This is a genomic window from Stenotrophomonas sp. P2112, from assembly GCF_041897515.1.
GTDB lineage: Bacteria > Pseudomonadota > Gammaproteobacteria > Xanthomonadales > Xanthomonadaceae > Stenotrophomonas > Stenotrophomonas sepilia.
The window spans coordinates 960,143-977,154 of the sequence record NZ_CP169216.1 but is presented as its reverse complement, the minus strand read 5'-3'; the positions used below and the strand labels follow the sequence as shown (position 1 = coordinate 977,154).

Annotated in this window: 10 protein-coding genes; 5 read left to right on the top strand and 5 right to left on the bottom strand. The window is 64.6% G+C overall.

Going from position 1 to position 17,012, the window contains the following annotated elements:
• Positions 1–9: 9 nt before the first annotated feature.
• Positions 10–492, bottom strand: coding sequence for a hypothetical protein (locus ACEPA4_RS04545; RefSeq protein ID WP_262090327.1), 483 nt, complete (start codon positions 490–492; stop codon positions 10–12).
• A 97-nt stretch (positions 493–589) separates the two neighbouring features.
• The gene (locus ACEPA4_RS04540) at positions 590–928 is read right to left on the bottom strand and encodes a helix-turn-helix transcriptional regulator (protein ID WP_315974265.1); all 339 of its coding nucleotides are present in this window, start codon (positions 926–928) and stop codon (positions 590–592) included.
• Between the two features lie 113 nt (positions 929–1,041).
• Between ACEPA4_RS04540 and ACEPA4_RS04535 the strand changes: the two genes are divergently transcribed.
• From ACEPA4_RS04535 to ACEPA4_RS04520, 4 genes are all read left to right on the top strand, one after another.
• Positions 1,042–1,815: a hypothetical protein gene (locus ACEPA4_RS04535; protein WP_374083010.1), complete on the top strand. Its 774-nt coding sequence runs from the start codon at positions 1,042–1,044 to the stop codon at positions 1,813–1,815.
• 71 nt (positions 1,816–1,886) lie between these two features.
• A complete protein-coding gene (locus tag ACEPA4_RS04530; protein ID WP_262090326.1) occupies positions 1,887–2,201 on the top strand; it encodes a hypothetical protein in 315 nt (104 codons plus the stop codon).
• The gene (locus tag ACEPA4_RS04525; RefSeq protein ID WP_262090325.1) at positions 2,198–2,536 is read left to right on the top strand and encodes a hypothetical protein; all 339 of its coding nucleotides are present in this window, start codon (positions 2,198–2,200) and stop codon (positions 2,534–2,536) included. The genes ACEPA4_RS04530 and ACEPA4_RS04525 overlap by 4 nt, the downstream gene beginning before the upstream one ends.
• Positions 2,537–2,782: 246 nt before the next feature.
• Positions 2,783–3,679, top strand: a complete 897-nt coding sequence (locus ACEPA4_RS04520; protein WP_074900350.1) for an Abi family protein — start codon at positions 2,783–2,785, stop codon at positions 3,677–3,679.
• 301 nt (positions 3,680–3,980) lie between these two features.
• Here the strand turns inward: ACEPA4_RS04520 and ACEPA4_RS04515 are convergent, their stop codons facing one another.
• Positions 3,981–4,355, bottom strand: coding sequence for a DUF3592 domain-containing protein (locus ACEPA4_RS04515; protein WP_262090324.1), 375 nt, complete (start codon positions 4,353–4,355; stop codon positions 3,981–3,983).
• Positions 4,356–4,705: 350 nt separating this feature from the next.
• On the opposite strand from ACEPA4_RS04515, the gene ACEPA4_RS04510 reads away from it, so the two are divergent.
• A complete protein-coding gene (locus ACEPA4_RS04510) occupies positions 4,706–5,149 on the top strand; it encodes a GNAT family N-acetyltransferase (RefSeq protein WP_005415487.1) in 444 nt (147 codons plus the stop codon).
• A 57-nt stretch (positions 5,150–5,206) separates the two neighbouring features.
• Here ACEPA4_RS04510 and ACEPA4_RS04505 read toward each other — a convergent pair whose 3' ends face one another.
• Complete coding sequence (locus tag ACEPA4_RS04505) at positions 5,207–16,096, bottom strand: autotransporter-associated beta strand repeat-containing protein (protein ID WP_262090321.1); 10,890 nt, start codon at positions 16,094–16,096, stop codon at positions 5,207–5,209.
• Positions 16,097–16,454: 358 nt separating this feature from the next.
• Positions 16,455–16,772: a quaternary ammonium compound efflux SMR transporter SugE gene (gene sugE, locus ACEPA4_RS04500; RefSeq protein WP_005415486.1), complete on the bottom strand. Its 318-nt coding sequence runs from the start codon at positions 16,770–16,772 to the stop codon at positions 16,455–16,457.
• Positions 16,773–17,012 lie beyond the last annotated feature (240 nt).

Here is a 17,012-nt window from a genome sequence, read left to right as displayed (position 1 = left end):
GTGCGGGGCCTACTTAAGATGGTGGAGGCGATGAGCAACGATCTCGATGTGCATAATCAAACGGCTGATCTCTGAATAGTGGGCGTCTCCGTTCGGGATTCGTTTTTTCTCGATAAGCTTAACCAGCCGCCGTGCATCGGCTGCCGCATCGGTGCCCGCCCCTTCTGATATCAATTGCCTTGCGATCAATAGATCGATGCCACGCTCTTGGAACTTAGCGACCAAGGCCAAGATTCGCTCACCCTTTGTCTTCTGCCGAACGGAGTCTGCAATCGCCAGACTGTCTTGCTGAGCCATGACGGCATCCAAGCCAGCATCTAGCTCGCTTCGAATCCTAGTCCAAATGGCATCGCGACGATCTTGACTGGTGCCCCAGTGAGAGCCATGGGTGTAACAACTGGAAAGTCGGAGAACTCTCTTGTATGACTCGGGGAGCAACTCATAAGACTCGATCACTGCAATGATAAGATCATCCAGCAATCGCTCTTCCATGGAATAGTCTTGGCGACACAAATGGTCCAAGCGGTCCAGATTGTGCTCGATGACCCTGTCTCCTACTGAAAAGCTTCGCCGCTCCATGTCTCCTCCGTTACTTCTTGCTTGAAGTAGCCCAGTCTCGAAGCTTGGATAGCACTTCCCTCTGCTTACTGGCTGGTAGCCGCGCGATGAGAAGTATCGCGTCCGCTAGCACGTCAGATGTGGCGTGAAAATACGCGACCGGCAGATCTAACGCCTCTGCCAACGCCTCCATTGTCTCTTCATCTGGCATCCGATCCCCGCGCTCGTATCGAGATATGCGCGGGGCAGCCGAGTTCTCGTCCTCGAGGCCCAGCGCGGCCCCCAGCTCAGCCTGAGTCATTCCCTTAGCCAGGCGGGCTTCGCGCAAGCGGCGTCCGAGAGTTCTGGCAGGGGCGATTGGGGCAGGCACTGGGGCAAAGATCGAACGATTGCTGACTGAGCCCGCAGTCTGACGGTTCCAAGTTTGCGTTGCATTTGCCAATATGGCAAATGCCGCAAGCAAGCGGCCCTACAGGGGTTTTCATGAAGAACCAGACAAGGATGGCCACCGCCTTGGCGGCCACGTTGCTGTTGAGTGCTCATACCGCCTTCGCCCAGGAGGCAACCCAGCCCACCCCGGAGGCGGAAAAGCCGGGCTTCTTCCGTCAGTTGGGGAAGAGCTTGAAGGATGCTGGCGGCCAGATGATTGGGGTGAAGCCCACTGGGGCTACCGCCAGCCAAGCCTCTAGCAACCAGCCGATCTACATCCCGGTCAGCGGTGCAGGGAAGCTGCCCGGGCTCTTCAAATCCGATAACCACCAGCTCGCCCAGCAGGGACGGCTCGACTGGCCGCGGGTGGCGTTGACGTTCCAGGAATGGGGGGCATCTCTGCCCTGCTGGACCGTCGAGGCAAAAATCTGGACCAGCGCCACCTCGTCTACGACGGAGGTCTTCCGGACCTGCGCGGACGCGCCATTGACCGAGACAGACGACCTGGGCGACACCGCCGAGCTCAATACGGCGGCGCTTTGGAAAGGGCGCGACAGCCTCACCGGCGTTCGGGTGCCGTCCAACAAGGCCAACACTGGGGCCAGTCGGTCTACCGGCCCCAATCCGCCTGCCCAACCCTTTGTGGTCAACGTCAGCCGCCCCGGCGTCTCCGACCGCGCCGTCAACGTAGCACTTCGCGTGGCATGGGTCAGCGGCTTAATCCAAACATCGGATCTGCACCCGGGAGCCAGCGGCCTGCTGACGCCATTCAAAGATTCGAGGATGTGGCTCGCAGGCTTCAAGTCAGAAGGCAACCGCGAAAGGTAATCCGCCCCCATCGCCACCTACCTGGGCGGCAGATGCCTGCCGCCGCAACTAGACCAATCAAGGAACGAACGATGAAAGCAACCTGGCCCACCCTGGCCGGCTTGGCCATTGCACTGACCCTCTCTGCTTGCGGTGGCCCGCCGTCTACTAACGATGCCGAAAGGGCACTCGCGACTCTTCTGGAGGAAAGCGGGGCTGGACGGGTTGGCGACATCCGCGACTTCGAACTGACCGGATGCGTCGAGGCCCAAGACATGGAGGGCTACCGCTGCGACACAAAGGGGAAAGTTTCCATCGATATCGGTGGCCGCCAAGTGCCCATTCCGGTCAGCAAGAACCTCAGGTATGCGAAGGAGTCAGGGAGCTGGAAGGCCTACGCCAAATGAGCGTCCCTCCCCCTCTTGTTGACCAGTCGCCCCCTGCCCGCCGCAAGTTGATGACCCCCAGGGAGCGGTTCTTCTGGTGGTACTCCATGACCCTGCTCTTCCTGGGACCTTTTGGGTTCCTTGTCGGGCCGCTTATGGCCCGGCGAGGAACACGTAAGGTAGGACGCCTCTACCCGGCCGAAGCTCGAGTGGCTCAGGCCAGGGATAAGGGGTTCGCCTGGTGGCAGTGGTGGGCCATGACCGTCCTGACCTTGATGGGCGCTGCTGGAGCCTTCGCTGTCCTGAGCGGGCTGCCGATGCTGCTGTTCGTGCTCTACGCGCAACTCAGCCCCTGATGTATCCTGCGTCCTCTAGGCGTCATCGGCCGAGGTCGGTGACCTGAGCAGCAGCCAAGCTCGACATTTCAATTAAATATCAACAACTTAAGATTCTATCGAGCCGAAAGACAACGCACCTGTTGACTAGTCCACCGCGCTTTGCTAGCCTTATCTCAACGCACCCGCCACACGTCTTGGTCTCGGCCAAGGTTCTGCGAAAGCAGACGTGCAAAAGGCGGGTTTTATTTTGCCCGGAATTTGCCGGTGAACAAGACAACCTTCAGTAAGACCGCAGCCACTCCAGAACAACTATTGGCGAAGCTGAGGCTCGCAGGTCTTGATTGCACCACGGCTTACGAACAAACCGCCCTCGCATATCTCACCTGCGTTGGGGGATATCGACTCAAGGGCTACTGGTTCCACTTTGTGGACCCGACCACTAAAAAATTTCCTCCGGGCCTACGCTTTGAAGACATTGCGGTCCGGTATGAGTTTGATCGTAGCTTAAGGACGCTAACCATCTCAGCTATCGATCGGCTTGAGGTGGCCATCCGAACCGTGATGGCGAACTATTTGAGCCTTAAGCATTCACCACATTGGTTTCTTACTCCAGGAGTCTTCAAGCCCAATCGATCTTGGGGCATGGGGCAACTGATTAAGAAGATCGAAGATGAGGTCCATCGCTCACACGAGAAGCGCTTTGTTAAGCACTACTTCGACAAGCACGATGAACCATATTTGCCCCCAAGCTGGTCCGTGAGCGAATGTGTGACATTTGGACTTTGGTCAAGGACTTACGCAATCCTACGTGACCCAGTGGATAAGAAGGGGATTGCGAAAAAGTTTGGCGTCGATAAGTCAGAGGTTTTTGAATCCTGGATTCACGCCCTGACCGTCGCCCGAAATATCGCAGCACATCACGGCCAGTTGCTCAGGACAAAAATCCAAGTAGCACCAGCAAACTACAAGGCAATGAACATCAAGTTCAGTGACCAGAAGTCCTTCTTTGCGATCGCTACGGTGGTCAGCTACCTGCTGAATCAAACAGGCCTGCCGAATACTTGGAAACCCGACATCGAGCACCTGTTTGCCCAGTATCCCAGCGTTGCGCTTGCTGAGCTTGGATTTCCACTGAACTGGAAGAGCAGTGCTGGTTGGTGATCTAAGCGTTAAAGACCGCAAAGAACTACTCAAATCAAAGCATCAACTGGACTACCTGATCTACAATCGTGGGACACAACACAGGACACATGTCCGGTTTGCGATCTGCTTTAGGGTCAAGGGGTTAGGTTGGAGTTGATCCGATCCCCCTCTCTCCGCCAGATAAATGAAGAAGCCGCCCAGTGGGCGGCTTTTTTGTTTGGCTGGCGGGAATCGTCGCAGGTACTACCGGACTGAACAGGGCCTGCCGTCGTGGCCGGTCCAACGGCCCGCCCGCCGACGGCGCGCGATCCGCCGCAGGTCATCTGCGCCGGAGCAGTCCCCGCACGCAGGCGCCGACGAACGCCAGCCCCAGCAGCACCCACACGACCGCCATTCCCCACAGCGCACCGAACGTGTCCAGGACCGGATCCAGCCGCGGTTGCGCCGGGTCGTACAGCACGCGTACCGGCTGCCCAGTCTCATAGCCGAAGATCATGCCGCCCTGCGGATACGAGACGCGTTGGCCGGTCGCGGTGGTGAACGCGACCTGCGGATGCGATCCGCCGGCGTTCAGGCCCTCGACCTGGCCATCAACGGCCTGCGCGACCGCCAGGAACTCAAGACGATGTGTCACCTCGAAGGCGGCCACAGCAAGGATCAACAGACCCACCACGCCAAACAGCAGACCGCGCATGAGCTGGGCAGTCCGGAAAAAAGAAGGGTCGGGCATCGCTGGGCAGCTCCGTTGCAGGCGGGAAGACGAATGCGGCCGGCGGATCCTGCCGCGCGGTCAGTCCCACGTGTGGAAAGCATAGCCCAGAAGCCACTGCGCCCCACTGCACGCCATCGCCACCGGATGCGCCTCGCCATTGCCCGCCACCGACGCACCCGCCTGGTACAGGCGCCTGCATTTCGCACGCTCATTCGAGTGGGGAGACGTCACCTGTAAAGGGATTGGCATCGCTCCATGTACCCTTGAACGTTTCGCCCCCTCCCAACGTCTGGACGGTTGAAATGCAGCCGGGCAACTCCATGGCATTTCCCATGAATCTCCGCCTCTACCGCCCCGCCGATGCCAGCGCCTGCCTGTCGATTTTCGACAGCAACGTACCCACCTACTTCGCGCCCGAAGAGCGCAGCGACTTTGAATGCTTCCTGCGCGAACAGGCCACGGACTGTGCATTCCAGGTGATCGAGCGCGATGGAAACGTCGTCGCCTGTGGCGGCCTCTCGCGCCGTAGCGACGGCAGCGCCGGCTTCTGCTGGGGCATGGTGCAGCGCGCGCTGCACCGCCAGGGACTGGGCCGCGAACTGGCACTCGCGCGCCTGCACCAGGCTGAAAGCGATCCGTCGATCGACCGCATCGCGCTCAGCACCAGCCAGCACACCCAGGGCTTCTATGCCGGCCTGGGTTTCCAGGTGACGCGCATCGTGCCCGATGGGCATGGCGCCGGGATCGACGCCGTTGAGATGGAGCGGGAGCTCTAGCGCTCCCGCCCCGGTGCCATCCACGAAGGGCGTGGATCTACCGCAGGCATCCCCTGCTCAGAACCCGACGCGCAGGTTGATCTGCCCACCCACATCGCGGCGGCCATCGCCATGCTGGCCCTGTACGAACATCGACAGCTGGCTGTTGCGGCCGAGGCCGACCGCCACGCCCACCTGGCTGACCAGGGCATTGCGTGCCATCACCGCGCTGTAGACATCGAATGCATCGCCACCGACCGCAAAGCGGTTGCGGCTGGCCACATCGGTATCCCCCGACGCATGCTGCCAACCCAGGCCGACCGTCAGCTGCGCCGGGAAGCGCTCGCCGCTGCCCACGTCCCAGCGCCCACGCACGCCCACGGTGCTGACATTGAGCGTGTCCTTGCCGCCTTCCAGCACCAGTGCCGCGCTGCCGCCCTGCTCCACCGCACGATCGCTGTCGACCCAGTGCTTGGTGAACTGCACATAGGGCTGCAGCTGGGTCCTGCCGTGGGTCCATGTCCAGCTGCCTTCCACCTGGGCGATGGTCACATCGGAATCCTGGCGGCTGTACAGGGTCTGGCCCAACAACGGCACTTCACGCGTGGCGCGCGTGCGGTAGTCACCGCGCGACACGCTGCCACCCACCGCAAAGCCGTTGTTCCACTGTCCCTGTGCATACAGGCCGAACGTGTTGCCACGCAGGCGGGCCCGCGAGCTGCGATCATACAGCCGCGTATCCAGCCGTTCGTTGCCGGCCGCTGCACCCAGCACCACATGCTCGCCCAGCTGCCAGTCGACACCGGCCATCAGCGCATTGCGATTGGCGCGGATCTCATCGCCATTGCCGTCGCCATCCTGCTTGAACACCTTGCCACTGCCGGCCAGCCAGGCCGAAGCGCGCTCGCCACGCACGGTCGGCAACTCGCTGCCGAGTCGCTGGCGGATGCCTTCTTCCAGGTAGTTGTCGTACAGCAGCACCGCGCGGCTGGCCGCGTGCACTTCACCGGAGAGCTGTTCGAATGCGCTGCGCGCAGTGCCGGCGTCATACATCAGCACCGTGTTGTACAGGCCCAGGGCCGCGCCACTCTGCGGCAGGCTGTCCAGCGCCGCGGCGGTGTTGTACTGGTTGCGCGTGTTGGCCACGGTGGTGAACGCTGCGGTCTGTGCCACGTCGATCTGCAGGTTGGCCGTGTTGGCGGTGTAGACCGGGGTGATGGTCAGGAAGGCCGACGGCGAGGTTGCCGAGGCGAACTGCCCACTCACGCCACCGCCCGCATTGACCACCGTGTACTGCTGGCCCTGCTGGTAGCTGGTGCTCGGCGAAATGGTATTCACCCGCACGGTGCTGCCGCCCACATTCGCGCTGCCGCCCACCTGCACCGTGTCGCTGCCGGTGGCGCCCAGGTCGATGCCCAGCGTGCTGCCCGGTGACAGGTTCAGATTGCCGCCCACCGTGATCGTGCCGGTGCCATTGCCTGCACCACTGCCATTGCCCGCGCCATTGCCCGGCGACAGCACGCCGCCGCTGGACACCGTCACGCCACCGCCGGTACCACCGATGGTGCCGGTGCCGGACAGGGTCGTACCACTGCCGATGGTCCACTGTCCGCCGATGTTGCCGGTGACATTCAGGCCGCCGCCGGTGACCTGGCCGGTGCCGCTGAAGCCACCACTGTTGCCGCCCAGATTCAGCGTGCCCGGGCCGGCCTGCACGATGCTGCCGCCGCCGGTGATGTTGCCGCCAAGCGTGGTGGTGCCACCGGTGTTGATGACCAGGCCGCCGTTGTTGGTGATGTTGCCGGTGATCGAGCCACTGGCCCCACCATTGCCGACCTGCACGGTGCCGCCGGCATTGATGGTGGTGCCGCCGGTATAGGTGTTGTTGCCGGTCAGGGTCACGGTGCCGGTACCGGCCTGGGTCAGGCCGCCACTGCCGCTGATGGTGCCGCCCACCGTGGTGTTGCCGCCGACGTTGAACACCAGGCTGCCGTTGTTGCTGACATTACCGGTGATCGCACCACTGGCGCCCCCATTGCCGACCTGCAGCGTGCCGCCGGTGTTGATGGCGGTGCCGCCGGTATAGGTGTTGTTGCCGGCCAGGATCACGGTACCGGTGCCGGCCTGGGTCAGGCCACCGCTACCGCTGATGGCGCCGCCGACGGTGGTGGTACCGCCCACGTTGAACACCAGGCTGCCGTTGTTGACGACGCTGCCGCCGATGGCGCCGGTCGCACCGCCATTGCCTACCTGCAGCGTGCCACCGGTGTTGATGGTGGTCGGGCCGGTATAGGTGTTGTTGCCGGTCAGGGTCAGCGTGCCGCTGCCGGCCTGGGTGAGGCCGCCACTGCCGCTGATGGTGCCGCCCAGCGTGGTATTGCCCGCCACGCTGGACACCAGCGTGCCGTCGTTGGTGACATCACCGACGATTGAGCCCGTTGCCCCGCCATTGCCCAGCTGCAGCGTACTGCCGGCGTTGATGGTCGTGCCGCCGGTATAGGTGTTGGTCCCGGTCAGCAGCAGCGTACCGCTGCCCGCCTGGGTCAGGCCGCCGCTGCCACTGATGGTGCCGCCCAGCGCGGTGTTGCCGGCCACGTTGGAAATCAACGCGCCATTGTTGGTGATGTCGCCAGCGATGGCGCCGGTCGCGCCGCCGTTGCCCACCTGCAGCGTGCCGCCGGTATTGATGGTGGTCCCGCCGGTGTAGGTATTGTTGCCCACCAGGGTCAGCACACCGCTACCGGCCTGGGTCAGGCCACCACTGCCGCTGATCGCACCGCCGACCGTGGTGTTGCCCGCAACGTCGAACACCAGGCTGCCGTTGTTGGCAACGTTGCCGGTGATCGCGCCGGTCGCACCGCCATTGCCCACCTGCAACGTGCCACCGGCATTGATGGTGGTGCCGCCGGTATAGGTGTTGTTGCCGGTCAGGGTCAGCGTGCCGCTGCCGGCCTGGGTCAGGCCGCCACTGCCGCTGATGGTGCCACCGAGCGTGGTGTTGCCGGCCAAGTTGGATACCAGCGCGCCGTTGTTGGTGATATCGCCGACGATCGCGCCGGCCGCACCGCCGTTGCCGATCTGCAATGTGCCACCGGCATTGATGGTGGTACCGCCGGTGTAGGTGTTGTTGCCGGTCAGCACCAGCGTGCCGCTGCCGGCCTGGGTCAGGCTGCCACTGCCGCCGACTACACCGCCCACGGTTGCCGTGGTGCCGAGGTTGTAGACCAGGCTGCCGTTGTTGGTGATGTCGCCCAGCACCGAACCGGTGCTGCCGCCGTTGCCGATCTGCAGCGTACTGCCACCGTTGATGGTGGTGCCTCCGGTATAGGTGTTGTCGCCGCTCAGGGTCAGCGTGCCGGTACCGCTCTGCACCAGGCCGCCGGTGCCACTGAGCACGCCGGCGAACGTGGTGCTGGCGTTGTTGCCGCCGGTAGTCAGGGTTGCACCGCCCAGCACCACGCTGGAACCGGTCACGCCAGCGAGGCCTCCGATGCTCTGGCTGCCACCGGCACTGATATCCAGCGTACCGGCACCGGCCAGGTTGACCGTGCTGGCACCGGACAGGCTGCTACCGGCCGCCACCGCCAGCGTGCCACTGTTGATGGTGGTGGCACCGGTATAGGTACTCGCACCGCCGAGGGTGACCGTCGCCGCGCCATCCTTCAGCAGGCCGCCAGCGCCGCTGATCGGGCCGTTCAAGGTCAGTGCGTTGCTGCCGCCCAGAGTCAGCGTGCCGCTGGCCAGCTGCACGGTGTTGGCCAGCGTCAGCACGCTGGTGCCATCCAGGCTGGCGTTGCCGCCTACGGTCAGCGCACCGGTTCCCAGCGAACCGTCGTTGCCCAGTAGCAGGCCACCGGCATTGAGGGTCACGCCGCCCGTGAAGACGTTGACGCCAGTCAAGCCCTGGATGCCTGCGCCGTTCTTTACCAGCCCCCCTGCACCTCCGATGGTGCCGGCGAAAGTGGTATTGCCCACGCCATTGAGGGTCAGCGTGCTGCCACCCAACGCCACTGAAGAGCCTGCCACGCCTGCCAGCGAACCGATCGCCTGCGCGCCCCCCGCACTGATGTCGAAGGTGGTACCGGCGTTGGCCAGGTTCACCGCACCCGTCGCAGCGAGGCTGCCACCGGCGCCGATCGCCAGCGTGCCGGCATTGATGGTGGTGCCACCGGTGAAGGTGTTGGTGCCGGTCAACGTCTGGGTACCGGAGCCTTCCTTGATCAGCCCACCGGAGCCGGCCACCGAGCCACTGAACGTGCCATTGGTGGCGTCTCCGATCGTCAGCGTGTTGGCGCCCAGATTCACCGTGCCGTTGCCGATCAGGGTGCCGAACTGCTGCGTGCCGCTGCCTGCCGACAGATCGAAGGTCGCCCCCGAGGCCAGGTTGACGATGCCACTGGCGTGCAGGCTCGCGCCCGCACCCAGTGCCAGCGTACCAGCGTTGATGTTGGTGCCGCCGGTGTAGGTGTTGGTGCCGTTCAAGGTCAGCGTCGCGGCACCCTCCTTGGTCAGGCTGCCGGTACCACTCAGGTTGCCGTTGAGGGTGAGGTTGTTGCTGCCCAGGACGGTCAACGCGTTGTTGAGGATGAAGTTGTTGCCGAGGATGACCGCAGTGTTCGAATCGAGCGTCGCAGCGCCTCCGACCGTCACCGTACCGGTGCCCAGCGCAGCATTGTTGCCGACCACCAGGCCACCGGCGTTGAGCGCCACGCCACCGCTGAAGGTGTTGGCACCATTGAGCGTCTGCACGCCCGCACCGTTCTTGATCAGGCCGCCACTGCCGCCGATCACACCGCTGAAGGTGCTGTCCACGGTGCCGCCTAGGGTCAGCGTGCTGCCACCCAGCGCCACCGTGCTGCCCGCCACGCCGGCCAGCGAACCGATGGCCTGGTTACCCGCGGAGATGTCGAGCGTGCCCGCACCGGCCAGGTTCACCGCGCCGGTTGCGGCGAGGCTGCCACCGGCACCGATTGCCAGTGTGCCGCTGTTGATGGTGGTCCCCCCGGTGTAGGTGTTGGCACCGCTCAGGGTTACGGTGGACGCACCGTCCTTGATCAGCCCGCCCGTGCCGGAAATCACGCCCCCCAGTGTCAGCGCCTGGCTGCCGAGCAGATCGAGGCTGGCACCCGCTGCCAGCCCGATGTTGTTGGCAAGGCTGACGCCGGTCGTTGCATCCAGCGTCGCGTTGCTTCCGACCGTCAACGCACCGCTGCCGAGCGCAGCGTTGTTGCCGACCACCAGGCCACCGCCGTTCAGTGCAACGCCACCACTGAACAGATTGGCGCCACCCAGCGTGAGGATGCCGGCGCCATTCTTGACCAGGCCACCGGTGCCGGAAATCGCGCCATCGAAGAGGCTGTTGCCCACGCCACCGAGTGTCAGCGTCTGTGCCCCCAGGCTCACCGTCGAGCCGGCCACGCCGTTCAACGACCCGATGGTCTGGCCGGCCCCTGCGGTGGAGATATCGAAGCCGGTGCCTGCAGCGCTCAGCGTCACCGCGCCGGTCGCGGCCAGGCTGCCGCCCGGACCAATCGCCAGCGTGCCGGCATTGATGAAGGTGCCGCCGGTGTAGGTGTTGGCACCGGTGAGCGTCTCGATGCCCGCACCGACCTTGGTCAGGGCACCCGTGCCTGCGATCGAGCCACTGAAGGTGCCATTGGTGGCGCCACCGACCTCGATCGAATTGGCGCCGAGGTTCACCGTACCATTGCCGACCAGGGTGCCGAACTGCTGCGTGCCGCTGCCGGCAGACAGGTCCAGCGTGGCACCGGTGGCGAGGTTCACGGTACCGCTCGCCGCCAGGCTGGCACCGGCGCCCAGCGCCAGCGTGCCGGCGTTGATGTTGGTGCCACCGGTATAGGTGTTGGCGCCGTTCAAGGTCAGCGTCGCGCTGCCATTCTTGGTGAGGCTGCCGGCCCCGGACAGGACGCCGTTGAGCGTCAGTGCATTGGTCCCGAGCACGGTCAGCCCGGCGTTGAGCGCGATGTTGTTGGCCAACGTTGCCAGGCCGGTGGTATCCAGCGTGGCGGCACCACCAACAGTCAATGCGCCGGTGCCCAACGCTGCATCATTGCCAAGCACCAGTCCGCCCGCGTTGAGCGTTACGCCGCCGCCAAACGTGTTGGCACCGGACAGCGTCTGTACGCCCGGGCCTGCCTTGATCAGACCGCCGCCGCCACTGATCACGCCATCGAACGCGGCGTTGCCGGCCGTACCGAAGGTGAGCGAATTGCCGCCCAGCGCCAGGGTGCTGCCACCCGCACCGTTGAGCGCGCCGATGGTCTGGCTGCTGCCGGCACCGGAAATATCAAAGCCAGCGCCTGCACCCAACGTGACATCACCCGCTGCAGCAAGGCTGCCGCCCGCGCCCAGCGCCAGCGTGCCGGCATTGATGGTGGTACCGCCGCTGTAGGTGTTGGCACCGGACAGCGTCAGCGTGGTGGCACCATTCTTGACCAGGCTGCCATTGCCGCCGACCACGCCCGACAGCGTCAGCGCATTGCTGCCCGGCAACGTCAGTACGACGCCCGAGCCCAGCGTGACCGCATTGCCGAGTGTCACTGCCGCGCCCGTGTCCAGCGTGGTGCTGGCATTCACCGCCAGCGCGCCGGTACCGAGCGCATCATTCGCACCGACCACCAGGCCACCGCCGTTCAAGGTCAGGCCGCCACTGAAGGTATTGGTGTTGTTGAGGGTCAGCAGGCCCGCACCGTTCTTGATCAGGCTGCCATTGCCGGCCACCACACCACCGAGGGTGAGATCGTTGCTGCCACCCAGCGTCAGCTGCGTACCGGCACCGAAGTTCACTGCGTTGGCCAGGTTCAGCGCCACGGTGCTGTCCAGCGTGGTCGTGCCACCAATGCCCAGTGCACCGGTACCGAGTGCGCTGGCGTTGCCGAGAATCAGGCCACCGTCGTTGAGTGCAAGGCCACCACTGAAAGTATTGGCACCGGACAGCGTCTGTACGCCCGCGCCTGTCTTGATCAGACCGCCGGTACCATCGATCACGCCGGCAAAGCTGCCACTGCTGGCGCCGCCAAAGGTCAACGACTGCGCGCCCAGCACCAGCTGGCTGCCTGCCACGCCGTTCAGCGCGCCGATGGTCTGCGCCGCACCGGCTGCGGAGATGTCCAGCGTCGCACCGGCACCCGCAAGATCCACCGCGCCGGCCGCGGCAAGACTGCCGCCCGCCCCCAGCGCCAGCGTGCCGGCGTTGATGGTGGTGCCACCGGTGTAGAGGTTGGCGCCGGACAGGGTGAGGCGGGCCGCGCCGTCCTTGATCAGCCCACCGGCACCGAATACCGGACCGGTGAGCGTCAGGTCATTGCCGCCCAGCACGGACAGATTCGCACCGGCGGCCAGGCCGATGAGGTTGCCTACGGTGAGTGCAGACGTTGCATCCAGCGACGCGTTACCGCCCACGTCCAGCTGGCCGGTACCCAGGGCCTGCGCATTGCCCAGCTGCAGCAGGCCCGCGTTGAGGCCGACCCCCCCGCTGAAGGTGTTGGGTCCATTCAACGCCAGCGTGGCCGTACCATTCTTGACCAGGCTGCCAGTGCCACTGATGAGACCGCCCAGTGACACGTCCTGGCTGCCCAGCAGATCCAGCGCCGCGCCTGCCCCGAGGTTGACGTTGTTGGCGAGGTTCAGCGCTGCTGAACTGTCCAGCGTGGCAGTGGCGCCCACCGACAGTGCACCGGTGCCCAGTGCGCCGGCGTTCCCCAGGAACACGCCGCCGCCGTTGACGGTGAGCCCACCACCGAAGCTGTTGGCGCCGTTGAGGGTCAACGTGCTGGCACCGTTCTTCACCAGCCTGCCGGTACCGGACACCACGCCACCCAGCGTGATCGCCTGCGAGCCCGGCAACGACAGCGCCGCACCCGCGCCCAGGTCAACATTGTTGGTCAGGCTCAACGGGGCGCTGCCATCGAGCGTGACGTTGCCGCCGATGCCCAGTACTCCAGTACCGAGCGCGCCGCTGTTGCCCAGCAGCAGGCTGCCGGCGTTTGCGTTCAGTCCACCGCTGAAAGTGTTGGTGCCGTTCAAGGTCAGTGTCGACGCGCCATTCTTGACCAGGCTGCCGGTGCCAGTGATGTTGCCGCCCAGGGTCAGGTCCTGGCTGCCCGGCAGGGTCAGGGCCGCGCCGAGGTTGATCGCATTGCCCAGGTTCAGCGCCGCAGTGGCGTCCAGCGAGCCGTTGCCACTGACCGTCAGCGCACCGCTTCCCAGCGCACCGGCGTTGCCCAGCACCAGGCCACCGGCCGCAAGATTCACCCCACCGCTGAAGGTATTGGCACCGGTCAGCGTCTGCACGCCGGTACCCTGCTTGATCAGCCCACCGGTGCCGCCGATCACGCCGGCGAAGGTCTGGTTGGTGGCATCACCGAAGGTGAGCGTGCTGCTGCCCAGCGCCAGGGTGCTGCCCGCCACACCGGACAATGCACCGATGGTCTGGTTGCCACCCAGCGCGATATCCAGTGCGCTGCCAGCGCCGGCCAGGCTGACCGCGCCGGTCGCCGCCAGGCTGCCACCACTGGCCAATGCCACCGTTCCGGCATTCACCGCCAGCCCACCGGTGAACGTGTTCGCGCCGCCCAACGTCAGCGTGGCAGCGCCGTTCTTGACCAGGCTGCCGCTCCCACCAATGACACCCCCCAGCGTCAGCGCATTCGAGCCCAGCACATTGAGCGAACCACCGGCGCCAAGCGTGATGCCATTGCCCACGGTGAGCGCGGCGCTGGCGTCGAGCGATACCGCACCGCCGACGTTCAGTGCCCCGGTTCCCAGTGCACCGCCGTTGCCCAGCACCAGGCTGCCCGCGTTGAGTGCCAGACCACCGTCGAACGTATTGGCGCCGTTGAGGGTCAGTGACGATGCACCATCCTTGATCAAGCCGCCAGCGCCACTGATCACCCCGTTGAAGGTGAGCGCCTGCCCGCCAAGCAGATTCAGGCTGGCACCCGATCCGAGGCTGACCGCATTGGTCAGCGCCAGCGCCGTGGTGCCGTCGAAGGTGGTGTTGCCGCCGACAGAGAGTGTACCGCTGCCCAGCGCGGCGGCATTGCCCAGCAACAAGCCACCGGCGTTGAGCGCAACACCGCCCGTGAGGCTGTTGACGCCCGACAGGGTCTGCACACCGGTGCCGACCTTGATCAGGCCGCCGGTGCCTGCGGCGAACGTGCCGCTGTAGCTGGTATTGCCCAGCCCGCCCAGGGTCAGGGTGTGGCTGCCGAGGTTGACCGAACCGCCGAGGCCGGCCAGCGAGCCGATGGTCTGGTTGGCCGCCGCCGAAAGATCCAGGCTGGTGCCAATGTCCAGCGAGATCGCACCGGTGGGCGACAGGCTGCCGCCCGCGCCCAGCGCCAACGCGCCCCCGGCCAGGTTGAAGCTGCCGCTCAGCGAATTGGCACCGTTCAAGGTCAGCGTGCCGGCACCGTTCTTGGTCACGTTGCCGGCACCGGACATCGAGCCACTCAATGTCAGCGCATTGCTGCCCAGCAGGTTCAGCGAGCCCCCGCCATTGACCACCAGGTTGTTGCCCAGGGTGAAGCCCGCCGTCGTATCCAGCGAGGCGCTGCCACCGACGGTCAGGTTGCCGCTGCCGAGTGCACCGGCATTGCCCAGCAGCAGGCCGCCGGCATTGAGGTTGACGCCACCGGAGAACAGGTTTGCGCCGCCGAGAGTAACGATGCCGGTGTTGCTGACCGTCAGCCCGCCTGCGCCTGAAAGCACGCCATTCAGGCCGAACGCATTGGTCCCGGCCAGGGACAGATTGCCGCCGAGGTTGAACGCATTGGTCAGATTCAGACCGGCCGTGGAGGAGGCGATGGCACCGCCGTTGGCCGTGAACAGCCCTGTGCCGAATGAACCGGCGTTGTTGAAATTGACCAGGCCATCATTGAGCGTCGTCGGGCCGGATCCGCCCCATGCGCCCTGCAGGTTCCAGGTACCGCTGTTGACGGTGAGCCTCTGGAAGTTGAGGTACTGGTTCCAGCCCAGTGTGGTCACCGCTCCGCCGGTGCCGGCCCCCGGACCGCTGACGACGTTCTGCAACACCAGCGTGTTGTTGGCCGCACCACTGCCGGTACCGGCGTCGACCGATCCCGCAGCCGCAACCTTCACCCCGGTAACACCGGTAATCACGCCGGCAACAGCGCTGCCGCCACCGGTCACAACGCTGGAACCCGACACTGCGGTGAAGGTGTTGCCGCCGGTTGAATCACCCAGGTGAACGCTGCCACTGACCGCCCCCGCATTGAGGAACGTATTACCGCCAGAAGCGCCCAGGCCAACACGCCCGTCGATGGTGCCGGTGTTGGTCACATTGGCTGCCGCACCACCGTAGGCCACCACCGTGGTCGCGTCGGAAACGCTGCCTGTGCCGATCAACGACGTGCTGATCAGGCCGGCGTTGTTGACGGTGGTGGTGCCGTTGACATTCTGCGCCACCAGCGCCTGTCCACCGAAGCCCAGCAGCGTTGCGATGTTGACGACACCCTTGATCTGTCCGCTGGCGTTGTTGTTGACGACGATCGCGCTGTTGTTGGCAGAACCATTGCCGATGACCAGGCCGGGCGAGGCAAGGACGATCGAGCTCGGATCGATCGTGCCATTGTTGTTGACCGTCACGTTGTCGCCGGTCAGCGTTGCTGCGTTGCCTCCACCTACGAACGGCGGCGTACGCAGCAACGCACCCGCGGCAATGTTCAGCGTGAGGCCGCTGGTCGCGTTGGAGTAGTTGTTGATGTTGGTGGTGCTGTCGCAGTTTACGGTCGTGGTGCCCGTACACGCCGCGAATGCCGATCCGCTGGCCAGTGTGGCGGCCAGTGCCGCCGCCAGCTGGTGCGCCCGCAATCGCGGCACCCGCCCTGCGCCGACCGCGCTTCCGCCGGGATTCCGGGTGACCTCCGAAGCAACCTGCATTACCCCAAGGGCGCGATTGAAAACCAGACGGTAAATGCGGTTCATCGGCAAATCTCCATGAAAAGACCGGATGGCACAGCTGGCAGGTTTTTCGAGACAATGCGGTCCACCCCTGCTCCCGATACGGGAACAAGGCCTGAAGGCATTAACTCCTGAAAATCTTCACATCTTCACGTGATCGCACCCCGGGACAGGTACGTCAGCGTGTCCACCAGGACGAAAACTCCCCGATTTCGCCCGACGAATGGCGGCACTGTGCGACCGGCCGTGCCAGCGGCATGTGAATCGCGCGCGTTATTTTCATGACGCACGTCAAATAAAAGAGGCAGCCAGAATGGTTTTGCCGAAAATGCATATCGCTGCATGTGGCGGAGAATCCATTCCCCGCCATGAGTAAATAAATTCAGCTGCTGGAGAGTTTCATCAGCACCAGGCCGGAAACAATCAGCACCGCTGCACCGATCCGCATCGGGCTGACCTGCTCCCCCAGGAACACGATGCCGACCACGAACGCGCCGACCGCGCCGATGCCGGTCCAGATCGTATAGGCGGTGCCCAGCGGCAGGCTGCGCATGGCCACCGCCAACAGCCAGAAGCTGGCGATCATGCCGATGATGGTGACCACGGTGGGGGTGAGACGGGTGAAGCCTTCGGACTGCTTCATGGACACGGCCCAGACGATTTCCAGCAGGCCGGCAAACAATAGATAGATCCAGGCCATGACGGCCCTCCTCTTGGTAGGGCCAGGCCGTCCTGGTCTTTGATTCCCGATGTGGGGGAGGTCGTTCCTCCTGGCCGGCATTCTAGCAACGGGAGCCACGCCCGGCCGCCGTGGCCGGGAACGGGTTACAGCCGATTCAGTGCGTGAAGCTGGCATCGACGCACCCGCCTGCGCTAGAATGAGCGCCTGCCATCGGCTAGCCGATGTGCGGTCCGGCTGTGGTCTCCGGCGCATCGCGCG

What these genes read in the sequence shown, in the direction of transcription:
- ACEPA4_RS04515 (WP_262090324.1), bottom strand. Translation starts at nt 4,355, where the DNA reads ATGCGCGGTCTGCTGTTTGGCGTGGTGGGTCTGTTGATCCTTGCTGTG.
- ACEPA4_RS04505 (WP_262090321.1), bottom strand. Translation starts at nt 16,096, where the DNA reads ATGAACCGCATTTACCGTCTGGTTTTCAATCGCGCCCTTGGGGTAATG.
- ACEPA4_RS04545 (WP_262090327.1), bottom strand. Translation starts at nt 492, where the DNA reads ATGGAAGAGCGATTGCTGGATGATCTTATCATTGCAGTGATCGAGTCT.
- ACEPA4_RS04535 (WP_374083010.1), top strand. Translation starts at nt 1,042, where the DNA reads ATGAAGAACCAGACAAGGATGGCCACCGCCTTGGCGGCCACGTTGCTG.
- ACEPA4_RS04530 (WP_262090326.1), top strand. Translation starts at nt 1,887, where the DNA reads ATGAAAGCAACCTGGCCCACCCTGGCCGGCTTGGCCATTGCACTGACC.
- ACEPA4_RS04525 (WP_262090325.1), top strand. Translation starts at nt 2,198, where the DNA reads ATGAGCGTCCCTCCCCCTCTTGTTGACCAGTCGCCCCCTGCCCGCCGC.
- sugE (WP_005415486.1), bottom strand. Translation starts at nt 16,772, where the DNA reads ATGGCCTGGATCTATCTATTGTTTGCCGGCCTGCTGGAAATCGTCTGG.
- ACEPA4_RS04510 (WP_005415487.1), top strand. Translation starts at nt 4,706, where the DNA reads ATGAATCTCCGCCTCTACCGCCCCGCCGATGCCAGCGCCTGCCTGTCG.